Below are 15,601 nucleotides of genomic sequence, written 5' to 3'. Positions count from 1 at the left end.
CGGAGGTCAGCGGGAGCCCAGGACCTCGGCCTCCTTCTCGGGGGGCAGACCGACCACGGGACGGTCGGGACGCTGCGGAGCGCTGCCGCCTATCGACCGGAGCCAGGCCCAGGTGTCCGCGACCGTCTCCTGGACGGGCCTGCACCGCAGCCCCGCGGCGAGAGCCTTGCCGACATCGCCCCGGTGCAGGGTGTCGTACGCCTCTCCGGGCGGGAGCCAGACGGGAAGGTCGGTCCACGGTTCGATGCCCGCTTCCAGAATCGCTTCGGGGGCCGTCCAGACGAGATTCGCCTCCGCCCCCGTCACGTCGACGCAGGACTGGAGCAGTTCCTCCATCGTGGTGTGGCCGGGTGGGCTGACCAGGTCGTAGGGGCCGCCGAGCCCGCGTTCGACGGCGTCCAGGGTCCAGACGGCGAGGTCCCGCACGTCGATGTACTGCAGGCCGGCGTCGCGCGGGCCGGGCGCCAGGACGTCGCCGCCCCGTGCCATGCGCGTCAGCCACCAGGGCAGCCGCCCGATGTTCTCGTACGGGCCCAGGATGAGGCCTGCCCGGACCAGGAGGGCGCTGTCCCCGTAGACGTCGAGCGCCGCGAGTTCCCCTCCGCGCTTCGCCTCTGCGTAGTCGACGTCGCCGTCGTCCGGGGAGCCGTCCACCACCTCGGCTTCTTCGCCGAGCCCGGACGGTTCCGGATACCGGTACACCGAGCGGCTGGAGATGTAGGCGTACCGCGTGACGCGTCCATCGAGCAGGCGCGCTGTGTTCCGGACGACGAACGGTGCGGCGGACCAGGTGTCGATGACGGCGTCCCACTCTCCGTCCTCAAGCGCCTTGAGACCGCCCTCCGCGGTGCGGTCGCCGTGCAGCGAGACGACTCCCTGGGGCGGCTCGTGGCGCCCTCTGTGGAAGACCGTGACGTCCCAGCCGCGGGCAAGAGCCTCTTCGGTGATCGCCCGTCCGACGAACTCCGTCCCGCCCAGCATCAGAAGCCTCATGGAAGAACTCTGCCTTCCGTACCGGCCGGGTGTCGAAATCGGGTGGGCCCGAGTGTCGACAGAGTGACGGCCCCCGGCGACGAGTTTCGGAGCCGGCGAGGGTCACCACCTACAGGAGGAGGAACGATGCACTACCTGATGCTGATCTGCGGGGTCGAGGAGCAGGAGATGAGCCCCGCCGAGCAGGACGCGATGATCGCCGACACCGAGGCGTGGGTGAAGGAGATGGACGGCCGCGGCGTCCGGAGGTTCGGCGACCGGCTGCGCCTCACCGACACCGCGACCACCGTGCGCGTGCGGGACGGCGAGACGCTGCTGTCGGACGGGCCGTTCGCCGAGACCAAGGAGCAGATCCTCGGCTTCGACCTGATCGACTGCGCCGACCTGGAGGAGGCGCTCGACGTCGCCTCCCGGCACCCGTCGGCGCGGCGCGGTTCGATCGAGGTGCGGCCCCTCTGGCCGTTCGGGGAGGAGTGACGGAGACAGGAGTGACGGACGCGGGACGTGCGGTCGCGGCGGCCTTCCGCGAGGAGTGGGGCCGGGTCGTCGCGACCCTCATCCGCATGACGGGCGACTGGGACCTCGCCGAGGAGTGCGCCCAGGAGGCGTTCGCGCGCGCCCTCGAACGCTGGCCGGACGACGGGGTGCCGCGCCGGCCGGGCGCCTGGCTGACCACGACGGCCCGCAACCACGCGCTGAACCGGATCCGGCGCGGCGCGACGGAGACCGCGAAGCTCAGGGAGCTGGGGACGATGGCGGACGCGGAGGAGGGGCCGGACCCGGGCGGCCTGCCCGACGACCGGCTCCGGCTGGTCTTCACCTGCTGCCATCCGGCGCTGCCGGTCGAGGCCCGCGTGGCGCTCACGCTGCGCACGGTCCTCGGCCTGACCACCGGGGAGATCGCGCGGGCGTTCCTGGTCGCCGAGCCCGCGATGGCGCAGCGCCTCGTCCGGGCCAAGCGGAAGATCCGCCAGGCGGGCATCCCGTACCGGGTGCCGCCCGCGCACCTGCTGCCGGAGCGTACGGCGGCGGTCCTCGGCGTCGTGTACCTGCTGTTCAACGAGGGGTACGCGGCGACCGAGGGCGCCGACCCGGTGCGCGCCGGCCTGTGCGCGGAGGCGATCCGCCTCGCCCGGCTCCTGCGCGGCCTGGCCCCGGACGACCCGGAGGTCGCCGGGCTGCTCGCGCTCCTGCTGCTCCAGCACTCGCGGCACGCCGCGCGGACGGACGAGGCCGGCGACCTGGTCGCCCTGGAGGACCAGGACCGGAGTCGCTGGGACCGCGCGGCGATCGCCGAGGGCGCCGCGCTCGTTGACGAGGCCCTCCGCCGGGGCGAGCCCGGCCCCTACCAGGTGCAGGCGGCCATCGCCGCGTGCCATGGCGCCGCGCGCACGGCGGGCGAGACCGACTGGCCGCAGATCGCCGCCCTGTACGGAAGGCTCGAAGCGATGGTGTCCGGGCCCGTCGTCCGGCTCAACCGGGCCGTCGCGGTGGCGATGGCGGACGGGCCCCTGGCGGGCCTGGCGCTGGCCGACCGCATCGAGGGACTGGACGGCTACCACCTGCTCCACGCCACCCGCGCGGACCTCCTGCGCCGCCTCGGCCGGTCCGAGGAGGCCGCCGCGGCCTACCGGGAGGCGCTCGCGCTGGCCCGCGCCGACGCCGACCGCCGGTACCTGGCCCGCCGGCTCGGCGAGGTCCGGCGCACGGGCTGACGCGGTTGCGGACGACCCCCAACCGGTGGGGCGGTGGGAACCGATTCCGGGGGCGACGCCTCGCACCGACCCTGACCGCCCGTCATACCGGGCGGTATTTATACCCCATACATGATTGTCTCGGGAAAATTGCGGATAAGTCTTGCGAGCGGCAATGTTCTGGCTATGGTCGAGTCCTTGCAACTCTCATTCGGTGGGGAAATGGGCTTGGGCATTGACGGGTGCCTCGCGTCGATGATGACCATTCCGGGGGCGCGGCGGGTCACGCTGGTCGACTGCGCCAGCGGGCTCGCCGTGGCGGCGGCCGGCCGGGAGGACGTCCTCGACCAGCACGAGGACGCCGCCGGCGCGACCGACGTGGTGCGGGCGGTGCTGGCGTCGCCGGCGCTCAGCGCCACCGCGGCGGGGGACGACGTCGAGGAGATCATTGTCTGCGGAACGGACGGATATCATTTGCTGGCCCTTACCGGAGCGAATCTCGACGGACATCTGTTCGTCCATTTACTGCTCGACCGGGAAAGGGGCAACATCGCGCTCGCCCGGCTCCGCGTGCGCGATCTCCTCGGCGAGATCACGGGCGGATGACATGGCGGACGCGAACGCGGGATGGGTCGCCGGGGCCCTGGCGGCCCTGGAACGGGAGAAGGCCACCGGCCTGCTGTGGGTGGGCGGCGACGGCGCGTTCCACGTCGACCGCGGGGCCGTCACCCTCGCCGAGAGCCGGCACACGCCGGGCCTCGGCGACCTCCCGGACGGGCCCGACCGGGAACTGGCCGGTCTGCTGGCGATGTTCGACGCCGCCTGCCTCCTCCTCGCCTCGCGGGCCGAGCCGGCGTTCACCGAGGGACCGCCGAGCGGCGGCCCCCGGCGGGTCACCGTGGCGACGCTCGTCCACGAGCAGCGCCGCCGCCGCGCCCTCCTCGACGCCGCCTGGCCCGACGGGAGCGTCGACGTCGCGCCGGTGGTGCCGGTCCGGCGCGTCCGGAGGCAGCGCGTCATCCTGACCGGCCTCCAGGCGGAGATCCTGCTCAACGCCGACGACAGGCGCACCCCCGCCCAACTGGCCCGCGAGCTCGGGCGGACGGTGTTCGCGTGCCTGCTCGCCGTGCGGGGGCTCGCCGCGGCGTCGCTGGTGCGGACCGGCCCGCCGGACGGGCCCGGCGCCCCGCCCGTCCGCGAGGAGGTCCCCGCCGACTGGGCGCCCGCGGACCACGACCTGCTCGTCCGGCTCCACGCGGCGCTGGTGGAGTTCGGCTGACCGTGCTGGGGACCGAGTGGCTCACTTGATCGAAAGGCTGGCGAAGGTGGCGAAACGAGCGGGGGCCGGCCCGGCGGGCGCACCGGGCACGCCGGGCGCACCGGCCGCGGGGGCCGCGGCGGTGCGCGCGACGGAGCAGGCGGTGGCGGCGGAGCTGAGGTCGCTGCGGACCCGTGTCCCGCGGCTCGACGGGAGCCTCGTGGCCTCGGTGGACGGGCTGCTCATCGCGCACGACCTGCCCGGGGCCGTCGAGCCCGCCGGCATGGCGGCCGTGACGGCGACGGGCCTGTCCCTCGCCCACCGGATCGCGCAGACCGCGCACGGCGGCGCCTTCCACGAGGTCGTGATCCGCGGCGTGGACGGCTACGTGGTCATCTACGCCGCCGGACCCACCGCGTCCCTCACCGTCCTCGCCGACCCGGACGTCAACGTGGGCCGCCTCCATCTGGAGTCGCGGCCCGCCGCCCGCGCCATCGCCGCCCACCTCACGGGCGCGCGCCGCCCCTGACGGCGCGGCGCCACGCAACGAAGCGCACGACAACGAAGCGCACACGACAAGGAAAGGGAGCACCATGTCCAACCTCGATCTCGCGCTCAAGGACATGATGACGATCGACGGGGCCATCGGCGTCGCCGTCGTCGACTACAACAGCGGGATGGCCCTCGGCCAGCTCGGCAGTTCCAAGGCCCTCGACCTGCAGGTCGCGGCCGCCGGAAACACCGAGGTGGTGCGCGCCAAGCTCCGCACGATGGACCAGCTCGGCATCAAGGAGGAGATCGAGGACATCCTCATCAGCATCTCCAGCCAGTACCACGTCATCCGGCCGGTCACCGGCCGCAAGGGCAAGGGGCTGTTCCTCTACATGGCGCTCGACCGCGCCCGCGGCAACCTGGCGCTCGCCCGCCACCGCCTCCGCGAGATCGAGGAGAACCTCGAGGTCTGACGGAACGCGAAGGCGGCCCGGGGAAAAGGATCCCCGGGCCGCCTTCGCGCGGTCACTTCGTCATCTTCAGGCCGCTCGACGGCTGGACGGTCAGGCGGTCGGCGGCCTCGTCGAGGTCGACGACCACCTCGTCGCCGTCGCGGACCTCGCCGGACAGCAGCTCGCGGGCGAGCTGGTCGCCGATCGCCGTCTGCACCAGCCGGCGCAGCGGCCGCGCGCCGTACAGCGGGTCGTAGCCGGTCAGCGCCAGCCACTCGCGGGCCGCGGGCGTGACCCGCAGCGTGAGCTGCCGGTCGGCGAGGCGGTCGGCCAGCCGGTCCACCTGGAGGTCGACGATCCGGGTCAGCTCGTCGGTCGACAGGGCGTCGAACAGGATCACGTCGTCCAGGCGGTTGAGGAACTCCGGCTTGAACGAGTTCCGGACGGCGTTCCACACCGCCTCCCGCTTGGCCCCGTTCTCCAGCGTCGGGTCGACGAGGAACTGCGACCCGATGTTGGAGGTGAGGATCAGGATCGTGTTGCGGAAGTCGACCGTGCGGCCCTGGCCGTCGGTGAGGCGGCCGTCGTCCAGCACCTGCAGCAGGATGTCGAAGACCTCCGGGTGCGCCTTCTCCACCTCGTCCAGCAGGACCACCGAGTACGGGCGGCGCCGGACGGCCTCGGTGAGCTGGCCGCCCTCCTCGTAGCCGATGTATCCGGGCGGCGCGCCGACCAGGCGGGCGACGCTGTGCTTCTCGGAGTACTCGCTCATGTCGATGCGGGTCATCGCCCGCTCGTCGTCGAACAGGAACTCCGCGAGGGCCTTCGCCAGCTCCGTCTTGCCGACGCCCGTCGGGCCGAGGAACAGGAACGAGCCGGTCGGCCGGTCGGGGTCGGAGATGCCCGCGCGGGCGCGGCGCACCGCGTCCGACACCGTGCGGACCGCGGTCTCCTGGCCGATCAGCCGCCTGCCGAGCTCGTCCTCCATGCGCAGCAGCTTCGCGGTCTCGCCTTCGAGCAGCCGCCCCGCCGGGATGCCCGTCCAGGACGCGACCACGTCGGCGACGTCGTCCGGGCCGACCTCCTCCTTGACCATCGTGTCGCGGGTCTCGGTCGCCTCCGACGCCTCCTCCAGCTGCTTCTCCAGCGCCGGGATCTCGCCGTAGACGAGCCGCGAGGACGTCTCCAGGTCGCCGTCGCGCTCGGCCCGCGCGGCCTCGCCGCGCAGCTGGTCGATCCGCTCCTTGATCTCGCCGACCCGGTTCAGCTCCGCCTTCTCCCGCTCCCAGCGGGCGTTCAGGCCGCTCAGCTGCTCCTGCCGGTCGGCGAGGTCGGCGCGGAGCCGTTCGAGGCGCTGCCGGGACGCCTCGTCGGTCTCCTTCTCCAGGTTCATCTGCTCCATCTTCAGCCGGTCGACGGCGCGCTGCAGCTCGTCGACCTCGACCGGCCGGGAGTCGATCTCCATGCGCAGCCGGGACGCGGCCTCGTCCACCAGGTCGATCGCCTTGTCCGGCAGGAACCGGGAGGTGATGTAGCGGTCGGACAGCGTCGCCGCCGCCACCATCGCCGAGTCGTTGATCTGCACCTTGTGGTGCGCCTCGTACCGGCCCTTCAGCCCGCGCAGGATCGCGATCGTGTCCTCGACGGTCGGCTCCCCGACGAACACCTGCTGGAACCGGCGCTCCAGGGCGGCGTCCTTCTCGATCCGCTCCCGGTACTCGTCCAGCGTCGTCGCGCCGATCATCCGCAGCTCGCCGCGGGCCAGCATCGGCTTCAGCATGTTGCCGGCGTCCATCGCGCCCTCGGCCGCGCCCGCCCCGACGACGGTGTGCAGCTCGTCGATGAACGTGACGACCTGCCCCTCGCTCTTCCTGATCTCGGTGAGGACGGCCTTCAGCCGCTCCTCGAACTCGCCGCGGTACTTCGCGCCCGCGACCATCGCGCCGAGGTCCAGCGAGACCAGCCGCTTGCCGCGCAGCGACTCGGGGACGTCGCCCGCGATGATCCGCTGGGCCAGGCCCTCCACCACGGCCGTCTTGCCGACGCCGGGCTCGCCGATCAGCACCGGGTTGTTCTTCGTCCGGCGCGACAGCACCTGGATCACCCGGCGGATCTCCGGGTCGCGGCCGATGACCGGGTCGAGCCGGCCGTCGCGGGCCGCCGCCGTCAGGTCGACGCCGTACTTCTCCAGCGACTGGTAGGTGCCCTCGGGGTTCTCGCTGGTGACGCGGGCGTGGCCGCGCACCTTCTCGAACGCCTCCAGCAGCGCCTCGGGCGTCGCGCCGAACTCCTTCAGCAGGCCCGCCGCCGGACCGCCGTCCGCCGCCAGCCCGACCAGCAGGTGCTCGGTCGAGACGTACTCGTCCTCCAGCTGCTGCGCCCGGTTGGCCGCCGTGTTGACCGACCGCTGGAGCTGGCCGGACAGCCGCGGCGTCGCCACCGTCGACCCCTGCGCCTTCGGCATCGCCGCGAGCTGCTCCTCCGCCCGCCGCCGGATCACCTGCCAGTCGGCGCCGACCGCCTCCAGCAGCGGCACCGCCGTCCCGTCCGGCAGCCCGATCAGGGCCACCAGCAGGTGCTGCGGGTCCACCTCGGGGTGCCCCTCGGCCGCCGCCCTGCGGACCGCGATCGACAGCGCCTCCTGGCTCTTCTGCGTCAGCTTGTAGTCCATCGCCCCACCCCGTGCTCTTCCTTCCGGGGCAACCCCCAGACCCCCGACACTGCCTTTGTTCAGTCCGAGTCGCGCTCGTGCCACACCACGACGCTCGTGCGCCTGATGGGCACGAGGTCGGCGCCGGGAGTGCCGCCCGGCTCCCCGTGCCGCCGCTGCTGCGCGAGCCGCGCCGCGACCGCCCGGGTCGATTCGAGTTCGTTCGCGAGGTCCTCCAGCGCCGCGTGCGCCTTGCCGAGCTCCTCGCGGAGCCGCACGTTGTCGCGCTGCAGCTCCAGGATGTGCTTGATGCCGGACAGGTTGACGCCCTCCTCCTGGGAGAGCCGCTGGATCTCCCGGAGCATCACGATGTCCCGCATCGAGTAGCGGCGTCCCCGGCCCGCCGTCCGGCCGGGGGACACCAGGCCCATCCGGTCGTAGGTGCGCAGCGTCTGCGGGTGCAGTCCGGACAGCTGCGCCGCCACGGAGATCACGTAGACCGGAGTGTCGTCGCCGAAGGGATCCATGAAGATCACTCCTGTCTGGCCTGCTGGAGGAGGTCCGCGCGCAGGTCCTCGCCGGCGCCCGCCGTCCGGAGCCGGTCGAGCGCCTCGCGCGCCTGCTCGTCGAGCTTCTGCGGGACGTGCACGTCGACCGTGACCAGCAGGTCGCCCTTCGTGCCGTCGCGCCGCGGCGCACCCCGGCCCTTCACGCGGAACTTGCGGCCGTTCGGGGTGCCCTCGGGCAGCTTCAGCGTGACGGGCTGCCCCTGGAAGGTCGGCACCCGGATCTCGCCGCCGAGCGCCGCCTCGGGGAACGTCACCGGGACGGTCAGCGTCAGGTTGTCGCCGCTGCGCCCGAACACCTGGTGCGGCAGCACCTTGATGTTCACGTACAGGTCGCCGGCCGGGCCGCCGTTCTCGCCGGGCGCGCCCTTGCCCTTCAGCCGGATCTTCTGCCCGTCCGCGACGCCCGCCGGGATGCGGGCCTGGATGGTCCGCGTGCCGGTCGCGCGGCCGCTGCCGTGGCAGATCGGGCACGGGTCGTCCACGACGAGGCCCCGTCCGCGGCACTCCTTGCACGGCTCCTGGAAGCCGAAGTTGCCGAGGTTGCGGGTCTCGTGCCCGGTGCCCTCGCAGCTCGGGCACACCCGCGGCACGGTGCCGGCCTTGGCGCCCGTCCCGCGGCAGCCGTCGCAGGCCGCCTCGCTGGTCAGCTTGATCGGAACGGTGACGCCGTTCATCGCGCGGCCGAACGACAGGGTCACCTCGGTCTCGACGTCCGCGCCGCGCCGCGCGCGCCGCGTCCCCGCCGTGCGGGTGCCACCGCCGCCGCGGCCGCCGAACAGGCCGCCGAACAGGTCGCCGATGCGCTCTCCGGCGCCGCCCGGCTGCGTCCCGCCGGTCTGGCCGAACAGGTCGCCGAGGTCGAACCCGAATCCGCCGCCCTGCTGGCCGCGGAAGCCGCCCGGCATCGAGCGCACCGCGTCGTACTCCTTGCGGCGCTTCTCGTCCGACAGGACGTCGTAGGCCTCCGAGACCTCCTTGAAGCGGTCCTCGGCCTCGGCGTCGCCCTTGTTGGCGTCCGGGTGGTACTTGCGCGCCAGCTTCCGGTAGGACTTCTTGATCTCCTCCTGCGAGGCCGACTTCGCGACACCGAGGACCTTGTAGTAGTCCTTCTCCAGGTAGTCCTTGGTGCTCACGGCGCCCCGCCTTCTGCTATCGCCACATGCCACATGTCTTCGGGCCCCTGCGGGGCCCGCCCTCGCGGGCGGGCCCCATGGGGATCATTCGCTCGTTTCGTCGTCCGCCTCGTCCGGCCCGCCGCCGGACTCCCCGGCTCCGGAGTCCGGAGCGGGGTCGGCCACCGCCACGCGGGCGGGCCGCAGGACCCGCTCGCCGATCCGGTAGCCGGGCTGCAGGACGTCGGTGACGCTCGTCTCGGTCACCTCGGCCGAGTGCGAGTGCATCAGCGCCTCGTGCACGACCGGGTCGAAGGGCTCGCCCTTCTCCCCGTACCGCTCCAGGCCGAGCTTGCCGGTGACCGCCTCGAGGCTCTCCGCGACGGACTTGAAGCCGCCGGTGAGCTCCTCGTGCTCCCGGGCGCGGCCGATGTCGTCCAGCACCGGGAGCAGCTCGGACAGCACCTGCCCGAGGGCCTGCTCGCGGACGGCGACCCGGTCGCGCTCGACGCGCTTGCGGTAGTTGTCGTACTCCGCCTTCAGGCGCTGGAGGTCGGCGAGCCGCTCCGCCAGCTGGGTCTTCAGCGAGGAGTCCTCCTCGCCCGTGGCCTTGGCGCCGGCCCCGTCCACCGGGGCCTCCGGGGCCGCGGGGGTCTCCCCCGCCTGCGCCCGGACCTCCCCCGTCTCGGGATCGATGCGCCGCTTGTCGCGGATCACCGGGCCCTCCTTCTCCTCGCCCCCGTTGGGAGAGGACGTCACGACGCACCACCCTTCTGGGGGACGCCCCCCAGACCCCCGGGGTGGAGGGCCGAAGATCCTCGCTTCGCTGCGGTCATCGGCCCTCCTCCTTCGGCTTGTCCTCGTCGACGATCTCGGCGTCGACGACCTCGTCGTCCTGCGGCTGGCCGCCCTGGGCGCCGGCCGTCGGCCCGTGGTCCTCGGCGCCGGCCTGGGCGCCCTCGGGGTTCTGCGCGTACATCGCGGCGCCCATCTTCTGGCTCACCTGCGCGAGCTTCTCGGCGCTGCCCTTGATCGCGTCGACGTCGGTGCCCTCCAGGGCCTTCTTGACCTCGGCGACCGCGTCGTTCACCTCGGTCTTCAGCTCCGCGGGGACCTTCTCGTCGTTCTCCCGCAGGAACTTCTCGGTCGAGTACGCGAGGGTGTCGGCCTGGTTGCGGACCTCGGCCTCCTCCTTGCGCCGGCGGTCCTCCTCGGCGTACTGCTCGGCGTCGCGCATCATCTTCTCGATGTCGTCCTTGGGCAGCGCGCTGCCGCCCGTGATGACCATCGACTGCTCGCGGCCGGTGCCCTGGTCCTTCGCGCTGACGTTCACGATGCCGTTGGCGTCGATGTCGAAGGTGACCTCGATCTGCGGGACGCCGCGCGGCGCCGGCGGCAGACCGGTGAGCTGGAAGGTGCCGAGCTTCTTGTTGTACGCGGCGATCTCGCGCTCGCCCTGGTAGACCTGGATCTCCACGGACGGCTGGTTGTCGTCGGCGGTGGTGAACGTCTCCGACCGCTTGGTCGGGATCGTGGTGTTCCGCTCGATGATCTTGGTGAAGATGCCGCCCTTGGTCTCGATGCCGAGGCTCAGCGGGGTCACGTCCAGCAGCAGGACGTCCTTGACCTCGCCCTTGAGCACGCCGGCCTGGAGGCTGGCGCCGATCGCGACGACCTCGTCGGGGTTGACGCCCTTGTTCGGCTCCTTGCCGCCGGTCAGCTCCTTGACCAGCTCGGAGACCGCGGGCATCCGGGTGGAGCCGCCGACCAGGACGACCTGGTTGATCTCGCTCACCGAGATGCCGGCGTCCTTCAGCACCTGCTGGAACGGCGCCTTGGTGCGCTCCAGGAGGTCGGAGGTCATCCGCTGGAACTCGGCGCGGGTGAGCTTCTCGTCCAGGTGCAGCGGGCCCTCGGCGGACGCGGTGATGTAGGGCAGGTTGATCTGCGTCTCGGACGAGCCGGACAGCTCGATCTTGGCCTTCTCCGCGGCCTCGCGGAGCCGCTGCAGCGCCATCTTGTCCTTGGACAGGTCGACGCCGTTGGCGTTCTTGAAGCGCTCGACCAGCCAGTCGACGACCTTGTTGTCCCAGTCGTCGCCGCCCAGGTGGTTGTCGCCGCTGGTGGCCTTCACCTCGACCACGCCGTCGCCGACCTCCAGCAGGGACACGTCGAACGTGCCGCCGCCGAGGTCGAACACCAGGATGGTGGCCTCGTTCTCCTTCTCCAGGTGGTAGGCCAGCGCCGCCGAGGTCGGCTCGTTGATGATGCGCAGGACGTTCAGGCCCGCGATCTGGCCGGCCTCCTTGGTGGCCTGGCGCTGGTGGTCGGAGAAGTAGGCGGGGACGGTGATGACCGCGTCGGTGACCGTCTCGCCCAGGTAGGACTCGGCGTCCCGCTTGAGCTTCTGCAGCACGAACGCGCTGATCTGCTGCGGGTTGAAGTCCTTGTCGTCGATCTTGGTCTTCCAGTCGGTGCCCATCTCGCGCTTGACCGACCGGATCGTCCTGTCGACGTTGGTCACCGCCTGGCGCTTGGCGACCTCGCCGACCAGGACCTCGCCGTTCTTGGCGAAGGCGACGACGGACGGCGTGGTCCGCGACCCCTCCGCGTTCGCGATGACGGTGGGCTCGCCGCCCTCCAGGATCGCGACGACCGAGTTGGTCGTCCCGAGGTCGATGCCGACCGCACGTGCCATGTTTCTCGTCCTCCGTCGTATCCGGTGGTATCGCAGCCCCGGTCGCCCCCGAGGCGCGGCCGGTTGAGTCTTCTGCCCGCTAGGTTGCCCGGCGATCTCATCCTTGTCAAATGACTTGAGTCGGCCGGACTCAACTTTGCTGACGACCTTTACAACAGGACGAGTGAGCGCCCTATTCCGGTTCCCGGCGCGGTCCCGCGGGCGCCCGCGCCGGCCGTGAACTCGATCGGCCTCTGCGGGTGATCAACATCGACCGTCCCATCGCGGGACGGCGATGGCAGAGGAGACTCGATGACCCACAGACGCCGGAGCCGGGCCCTGCTCGGCCTCCTGACGGCGGCCGGGGCGCTGGCCGCCGTCCCGCCGCCCGCGCACGCCGCGCCGAGCCCCTCGGGCGGCCTGGACACCCGCGGTTCCTGGAAGGTGACCCTGCTGACCGGGGACGTGGTCGCCGTCCGGACGGTCAGGGGCAGGCCCCCGCTCGTCTCGGTGACCCCCGCACCCGGGCGGGAGAAGCGCGCGTTCCGCAAGGAGATCCGCCCGGACGGGCACGTCGTGGTCGTCCCGATCGACGTCGCCGGGCTGGTCGGCCGGCTGATCGACCCCGAGCTGTTCGACGTGACCGCCCTGGTCGCGCAGGGCTACGACGACGCCCGCAGCAAGGACCTGCCGCTGATCGTCCAGCGCGACAAGGACACGCGCTCCCTGTCGGCGCTCGGAGGGACGCTCGACAAGACGCGGGACCTGCCGAGCATCGGCGCCGTCGCCGTGCGGCAGCCCAAGAGCGACGCGAGCGCCCTCGGCAGGACGCTGGCCGGGATGCGAGGCCCCTCCCTGAAGGCGACGGACGGGATCCGGCACATCTGGCTGGACGGCAAGGTCAAGGCGAACACCGCCCCGACCGCCCCCGCCGCCGGGCGGCTCGACCGCAACCTGCGGCAGGTCGGCGCGCCGGAGGCCTGGCGCGCCGGATACACCGGCAAGGGCGCGAAGGTCGCCGTCCTGGACACGGGCGTGGACGCCGGGCACCCCGACCTCAAGGGACGCATCGCCGAGACGAGGAACTTCTCCGAGTCGGCCGGCACCGCCGACCGGTTCGGGCACGGCACGCACGTCGCCTCGACCGTCGCCGGGACGGGCGCCGCCTCCGACGGGCGACGCAAGGGCGTCGCCCCGGACGCGGACCTGCTGATCGGCAAGGTCCTCGACGACGAGGGCTCCGGCACCGACTCCAGCGTGATCGCCGGAATGGAGTGGGCGGCGCCGCGCGCCGACGTCGTCAACATGAGCCTCGGCGGCGCCCCCACCGACGGCGCGGACCCCCTCTCGCTGGCCCTGAACGACCTGACGAAGCGGCACGGGACGCTGTTCGTCGTCGCGGCCGGCAACGACGGCCTGGTCGGGTCGGTCGGTTCGCCCGGCACGGCCGACGCCGCGCTGACCGTCGGGGCGGTCGACGCCCGCGACCGGCTCGCGGAGTTCTCCAGCCGGGGGCCGCGCGGCCGCGCCGCCAAACCGGAGATCGTCGCGCCGGGCGTCGACATCGTCGCGGCCCGCGCCGAGGGCACCGCCATGGGCACGCCGACCGGGGCGGCCTACACGAAGTCGTCCGGGACGTCGATGGCCACGCCGCACGTCGCCGGCGCCGCCGCGCTGCTCGCCGCGAGGCACCCGGACTGGGGGCCGGCCCGTCTCAAGGCCGCCCTCGTCGGGACGGCCGACCCCGCGACCGGCGGCGACGCCTACGAGCGCGGCGCCGGACGCCTCGACGTCGGGGAGGCCGCGAAGAGCCCCGTCCTCGCCGCGCAGAGCATCGTCGATCTCGGCACGTCCCGGTTCCCCGAGCACGGCGCGCTGTCGACGAAGCTCGGCTGGACGTCCCAGTCGTCCGGCCCCGTCCGCCTGCGGTTGAGCGTGAAGGTCGTCGACCGCCGCGGGCACGCGGCGGACGGCGCGGCGAGCGTCCCGGCGGCCGTGGACGTCCCGGCGGGCGGCGCCGGCGAGGCCCCGCTGACCGTGAACGCGGCCGAACTCGCCGACCGTCCCGGCCTGTACACGGCCGTGGTGACGGCGAAGGGCGGCGGCGCCGTCCTCGAAACGCCCGTGACGTTCTACGTCGAGCCCCCGTCGCACGACCTCACGATCAGGGCCACGCCGCTGCCCGGCACCGACCCCGCGAACTTCTCCGCCTCCGCGACGGTGGTCGACCTGGCCGACATGGCGCTGTTCTCCGAGTGGGTCGACGCCACCGGAACGGCGAAGGTCCGCGTCCCCGACGGCCGCTACGCGGTCCTCGGCAACGTGGACGACTTCGGCGACTGGCGTTCGGCCCTCGCCGGCGACCCCGAGGTGGTCGTCGGAGGGCCCGCGACCGTCACGCTCGACGGCGCCGCCGCCGTGCAGGTCGGCGCGCGCGTCGAGGGCGTCGAGACCGAGCAGACGATGATGTCCGCGGACATGGTCCGCGACGCCGGCCAGGGGCTGTGGTGGTTCAGCGCCTACTCCTTCGATCCCGCGAACGCGCCCGTGTACGCCCAGCCGATGGGCGGCGTCCAGACCGGGACGTTCAGCGCGTACACCAACCACCGGCTGACCGCGCCCGGCACGGTCTACGACGTCGTCCACCCGCTGGGCGGCGGAATCCCCGCCGACCCGACGCACGTGGTCACCGGCGCCGAGCTCAAGCGGATGGCCCGCGTCGACCAGGAGTTCGCCGCCTTCGACGGGGACCCGGGCATCCCCATGAGCGAGAAGCGCTACGGCATCAGCCCGGAGGGCCTGCTGACCTTCGACGCGGCCGGCGACGTCAAGCCCGGGACGTCCCGGACCGACTACGTCTCGACCGTCCCCGGCATGCTGTGGGGCGACGAGGGGTTCGTCAAGTTCGGTGAGGAGTTCTGGGTGGACCAAGGACCCTTCGGCAAGCTGGAGCCGGGCGAGCGGGTCTCCGCCCGCTGGGGCCTCCAGCCGCTGCGCCCCGGACCCTACTCGGGCACCGGCGTCACGCCCAGCGGCTGCGCCCGGTACCCCGCGGCCCGCACCGGGCAGAGCATGCGCGTCGCGCTCGTCGACCTCCAGACCCGCCCGGACGGGTTCGACTGCGCCATGCACGAGGTGAAGGGGCACATGGCGCTGTTCGCCGGCGACCAGAAGGTGGGCGAGAAGGACGGCCCGTTCGGGGAGTTCACCGTCCCGTCCGGCGAGGCGGACTACCGGCTGACATACGACAACGACGCGTCGGCGATCCTCCCGGTGTCGACCCGCACGTCGACGTCCTGGACGTTCCGCTCCCGCGAGCCGCGCGGCGGCAGGAGCGCCAACCTCCCGCTCCTGCTCGTCGACTACGACCTGAACCTCGACCTGCGCAACCAGCCGTCCGGTGAGCCCGCCGTGTTCACCGTCGCGCGGATGGCGGGCTCCGGCCAGGCCGAGGTCACCGGGCTGCGCTTCCGGACGTCCGTTGACGACGGCGGGACCTGGCAGGACGTCCAGGTAAGGCCGCTCGGCGGCGGGCGGTTCGCCGCGCCGCTCCCGGCGCCCGTCAAGGGGCAGGCCGTCTCGCTGCGCGTCACCGCGCAGGACGCGGGCGGCAGCGGCGTCGACCAGCGCGTCATCCGCGCCTACCGCGTCCGGTAGCCGCGCCGCGAAAGGGCCGAACGCGCCCCTCGTCCGGTCGTCCGGGC

At 72.9% G+C, this 15,601-nt stretch carries 13 protein-coding genes; 7 read left to right on the top strand and 6 right to left on the bottom strand.

Annotation, left to right across the window (positions count from 1 at the left end; translation table 11 throughout):
* Positions 1 to 6 precede the first annotated feature (6 nt).
* A complete protein-coding gene (locus AB0C87_RS03650; protein ID WP_360576375.1) occupies positions 7 to 993 on the bottom strand; it encodes an NAD-dependent epimerase/dehydratase family protein in 987 nt (328 codons plus the stop codon).
* A gap of 126 nt (positions 994 to 1,119) precedes the next feature.
* Here AB0C87_RS03650 and AB0C87_RS03645 point away from each other — a divergent pair, with 126 nt between their 5' ends.
* From AB0C87_RS03645 to AB0C87_RS03620, 6 genes are all read left to right on the top strand, one after another.
* Positions 1,120 to 1,470: a YciI family protein gene (locus tag AB0C87_RS03645; protein WP_345171348.1), complete on the top strand. Its 351-nt coding sequence runs from the start codon at positions 1,120 to 1,122 to the stop codon at positions 1,468 to 1,470.
* Entirely contained in the window at positions 1,467 to 2,708 is a 1,242-nt protein-coding gene (locus tag AB0C87_RS03640) for a sigma-70 family RNA polymerase sigma factor (RefSeq protein WP_360576373.1), read from the top strand. Before AB0C87_RS03645 ends, AB0C87_RS03640 begins: the two co-directional genes overlap by 4 nt.
* 165 nt (positions 2,709 to 2,873) lie before the next feature.
* The gene (locus AB0C87_RS03635) at positions 2,874 to 3,293 is read left to right on the top strand and encodes a hypothetical protein (protein ID WP_345171344.1); all 420 of its coding nucleotides are present in this window, start codon (positions 2,874 to 2,876) and stop codon (positions 3,291 to 3,293) included.
* Between the two features lies 1 nt (position 3,294).
* Complete coding sequence (locus AB0C87_RS03630) at positions 3,295 to 3,966, top strand: hypothetical protein (RefSeq protein WP_360576371.1); 672 nt, start codon at positions 3,295 to 3,297, stop codon at positions 3,964 to 3,966.
* 46 nt (positions 3,967 to 4,012) lie between these two features.
* Positions 4,013 to 4,474, top strand: a complete 462-nt coding sequence (locus tag AB0C87_RS03625) for a roadblock/LC7 domain-containing protein (RefSeq protein ID WP_345171340.1) — start codon at positions 4,013 to 4,015, stop codon at positions 4,472 to 4,474.
* 64 nt (positions 4,475 to 4,538) lie between these two features.
* A complete protein-coding gene (locus tag AB0C87_RS03620; protein ID WP_345171338.1) occupies positions 4,539 to 4,910 on the top strand; it encodes a hypothetical protein in 372 nt (123 codons plus the stop codon).
* Between the two features lie 52 nt (positions 4,911 to 4,962).
* Here AB0C87_RS03620 and clpB read toward each other — a convergent pair whose 3' ends face one another.
* From clpB to dnaK, 5 genes are all read right to left on the bottom strand, one after another.
* The gene (gene clpB / locus AB0C87_RS03615; protein WP_360576369.1) at positions 4,963 to 7,560 is read right to left on the bottom strand and encodes an ATP-dependent chaperone ClpB; all 2,598 of its coding nucleotides are present in this window, start codon (positions 7,558 to 7,560) and stop codon (positions 4,963 to 4,965) included.
* Positions 7,561 to 7,619: 59 nt separating this feature from the next.
* Positions 7,620 to 8,066 (bottom strand): helix-turn-helix transcriptional regulator, encoded by a 447-nt coding sequence (locus tag AB0C87_RS03610; RefSeq protein WP_345171334.1) that lies wholly within the window; start codon positions 8,064 to 8,066, stop codon positions 7,620 to 7,622.
* Positions 8,067 to 8,071: 5 nt separating this feature from the next.
* The gene (gene dnaJ / locus AB0C87_RS03605) at positions 8,072 to 9,241 is read right to left on the bottom strand and encodes a molecular chaperone DnaJ (RefSeq protein WP_345171332.1); all 1,170 of its coding nucleotides are present in this window, start codon (positions 9,239 to 9,241) and stop codon (positions 8,072 to 8,074) included.
* 84 nt (positions 9,242 to 9,325) lie between these two features.
* Positions 9,326 to 9,979, bottom strand: a complete 654-nt coding sequence (gene grpE, locus AB0C87_RS03600; protein ID WP_345171330.1) for a nucleotide exchange factor GrpE — start codon at positions 9,977 to 9,979, stop codon at positions 9,326 to 9,328.
* A 73-nt stretch (positions 9,980 to 10,052) separates the two neighbouring features.
* The gene (gene dnaK / locus AB0C87_RS03595; RefSeq protein WP_345171328.1) at positions 10,053 to 11,918 is read right to left on the bottom strand and encodes a molecular chaperone DnaK; all 1,866 of its coding nucleotides are present in this window, start codon (positions 11,916 to 11,918) and stop codon (positions 10,053 to 10,055) included.
* 291 nt (positions 11,919 to 12,209) lie between these two features.
* On the opposite strand from dnaK, the gene AB0C87_RS03590 reads away from it, so the two are divergent.
* Positions 12,210 to 15,554: a S8 family serine peptidase gene (locus tag AB0C87_RS03590; RefSeq protein ID WP_360576366.1), complete on the top strand. Its 3,345-nt coding sequence runs from the start codon at positions 12,210 to 12,212 to the stop codon at positions 15,552 to 15,554.
* Positions 15,555 to 15,601 lie beyond the last annotated feature (47 nt).

Source organism: Actinomadura sp. NPDC048021 (assembly GCF_040653135.1).
Lineage (GTDB): Bacteria > Actinomycetota > Actinomycetes > Streptosporangiales > Streptosporangiaceae > Spirillospora > Spirillospora verrucosospora.
The sequence above is the reverse complement of the archived record's forward strand: the minus strand, read 5'-3'. Positions and strand labels throughout refer to the sequence as shown.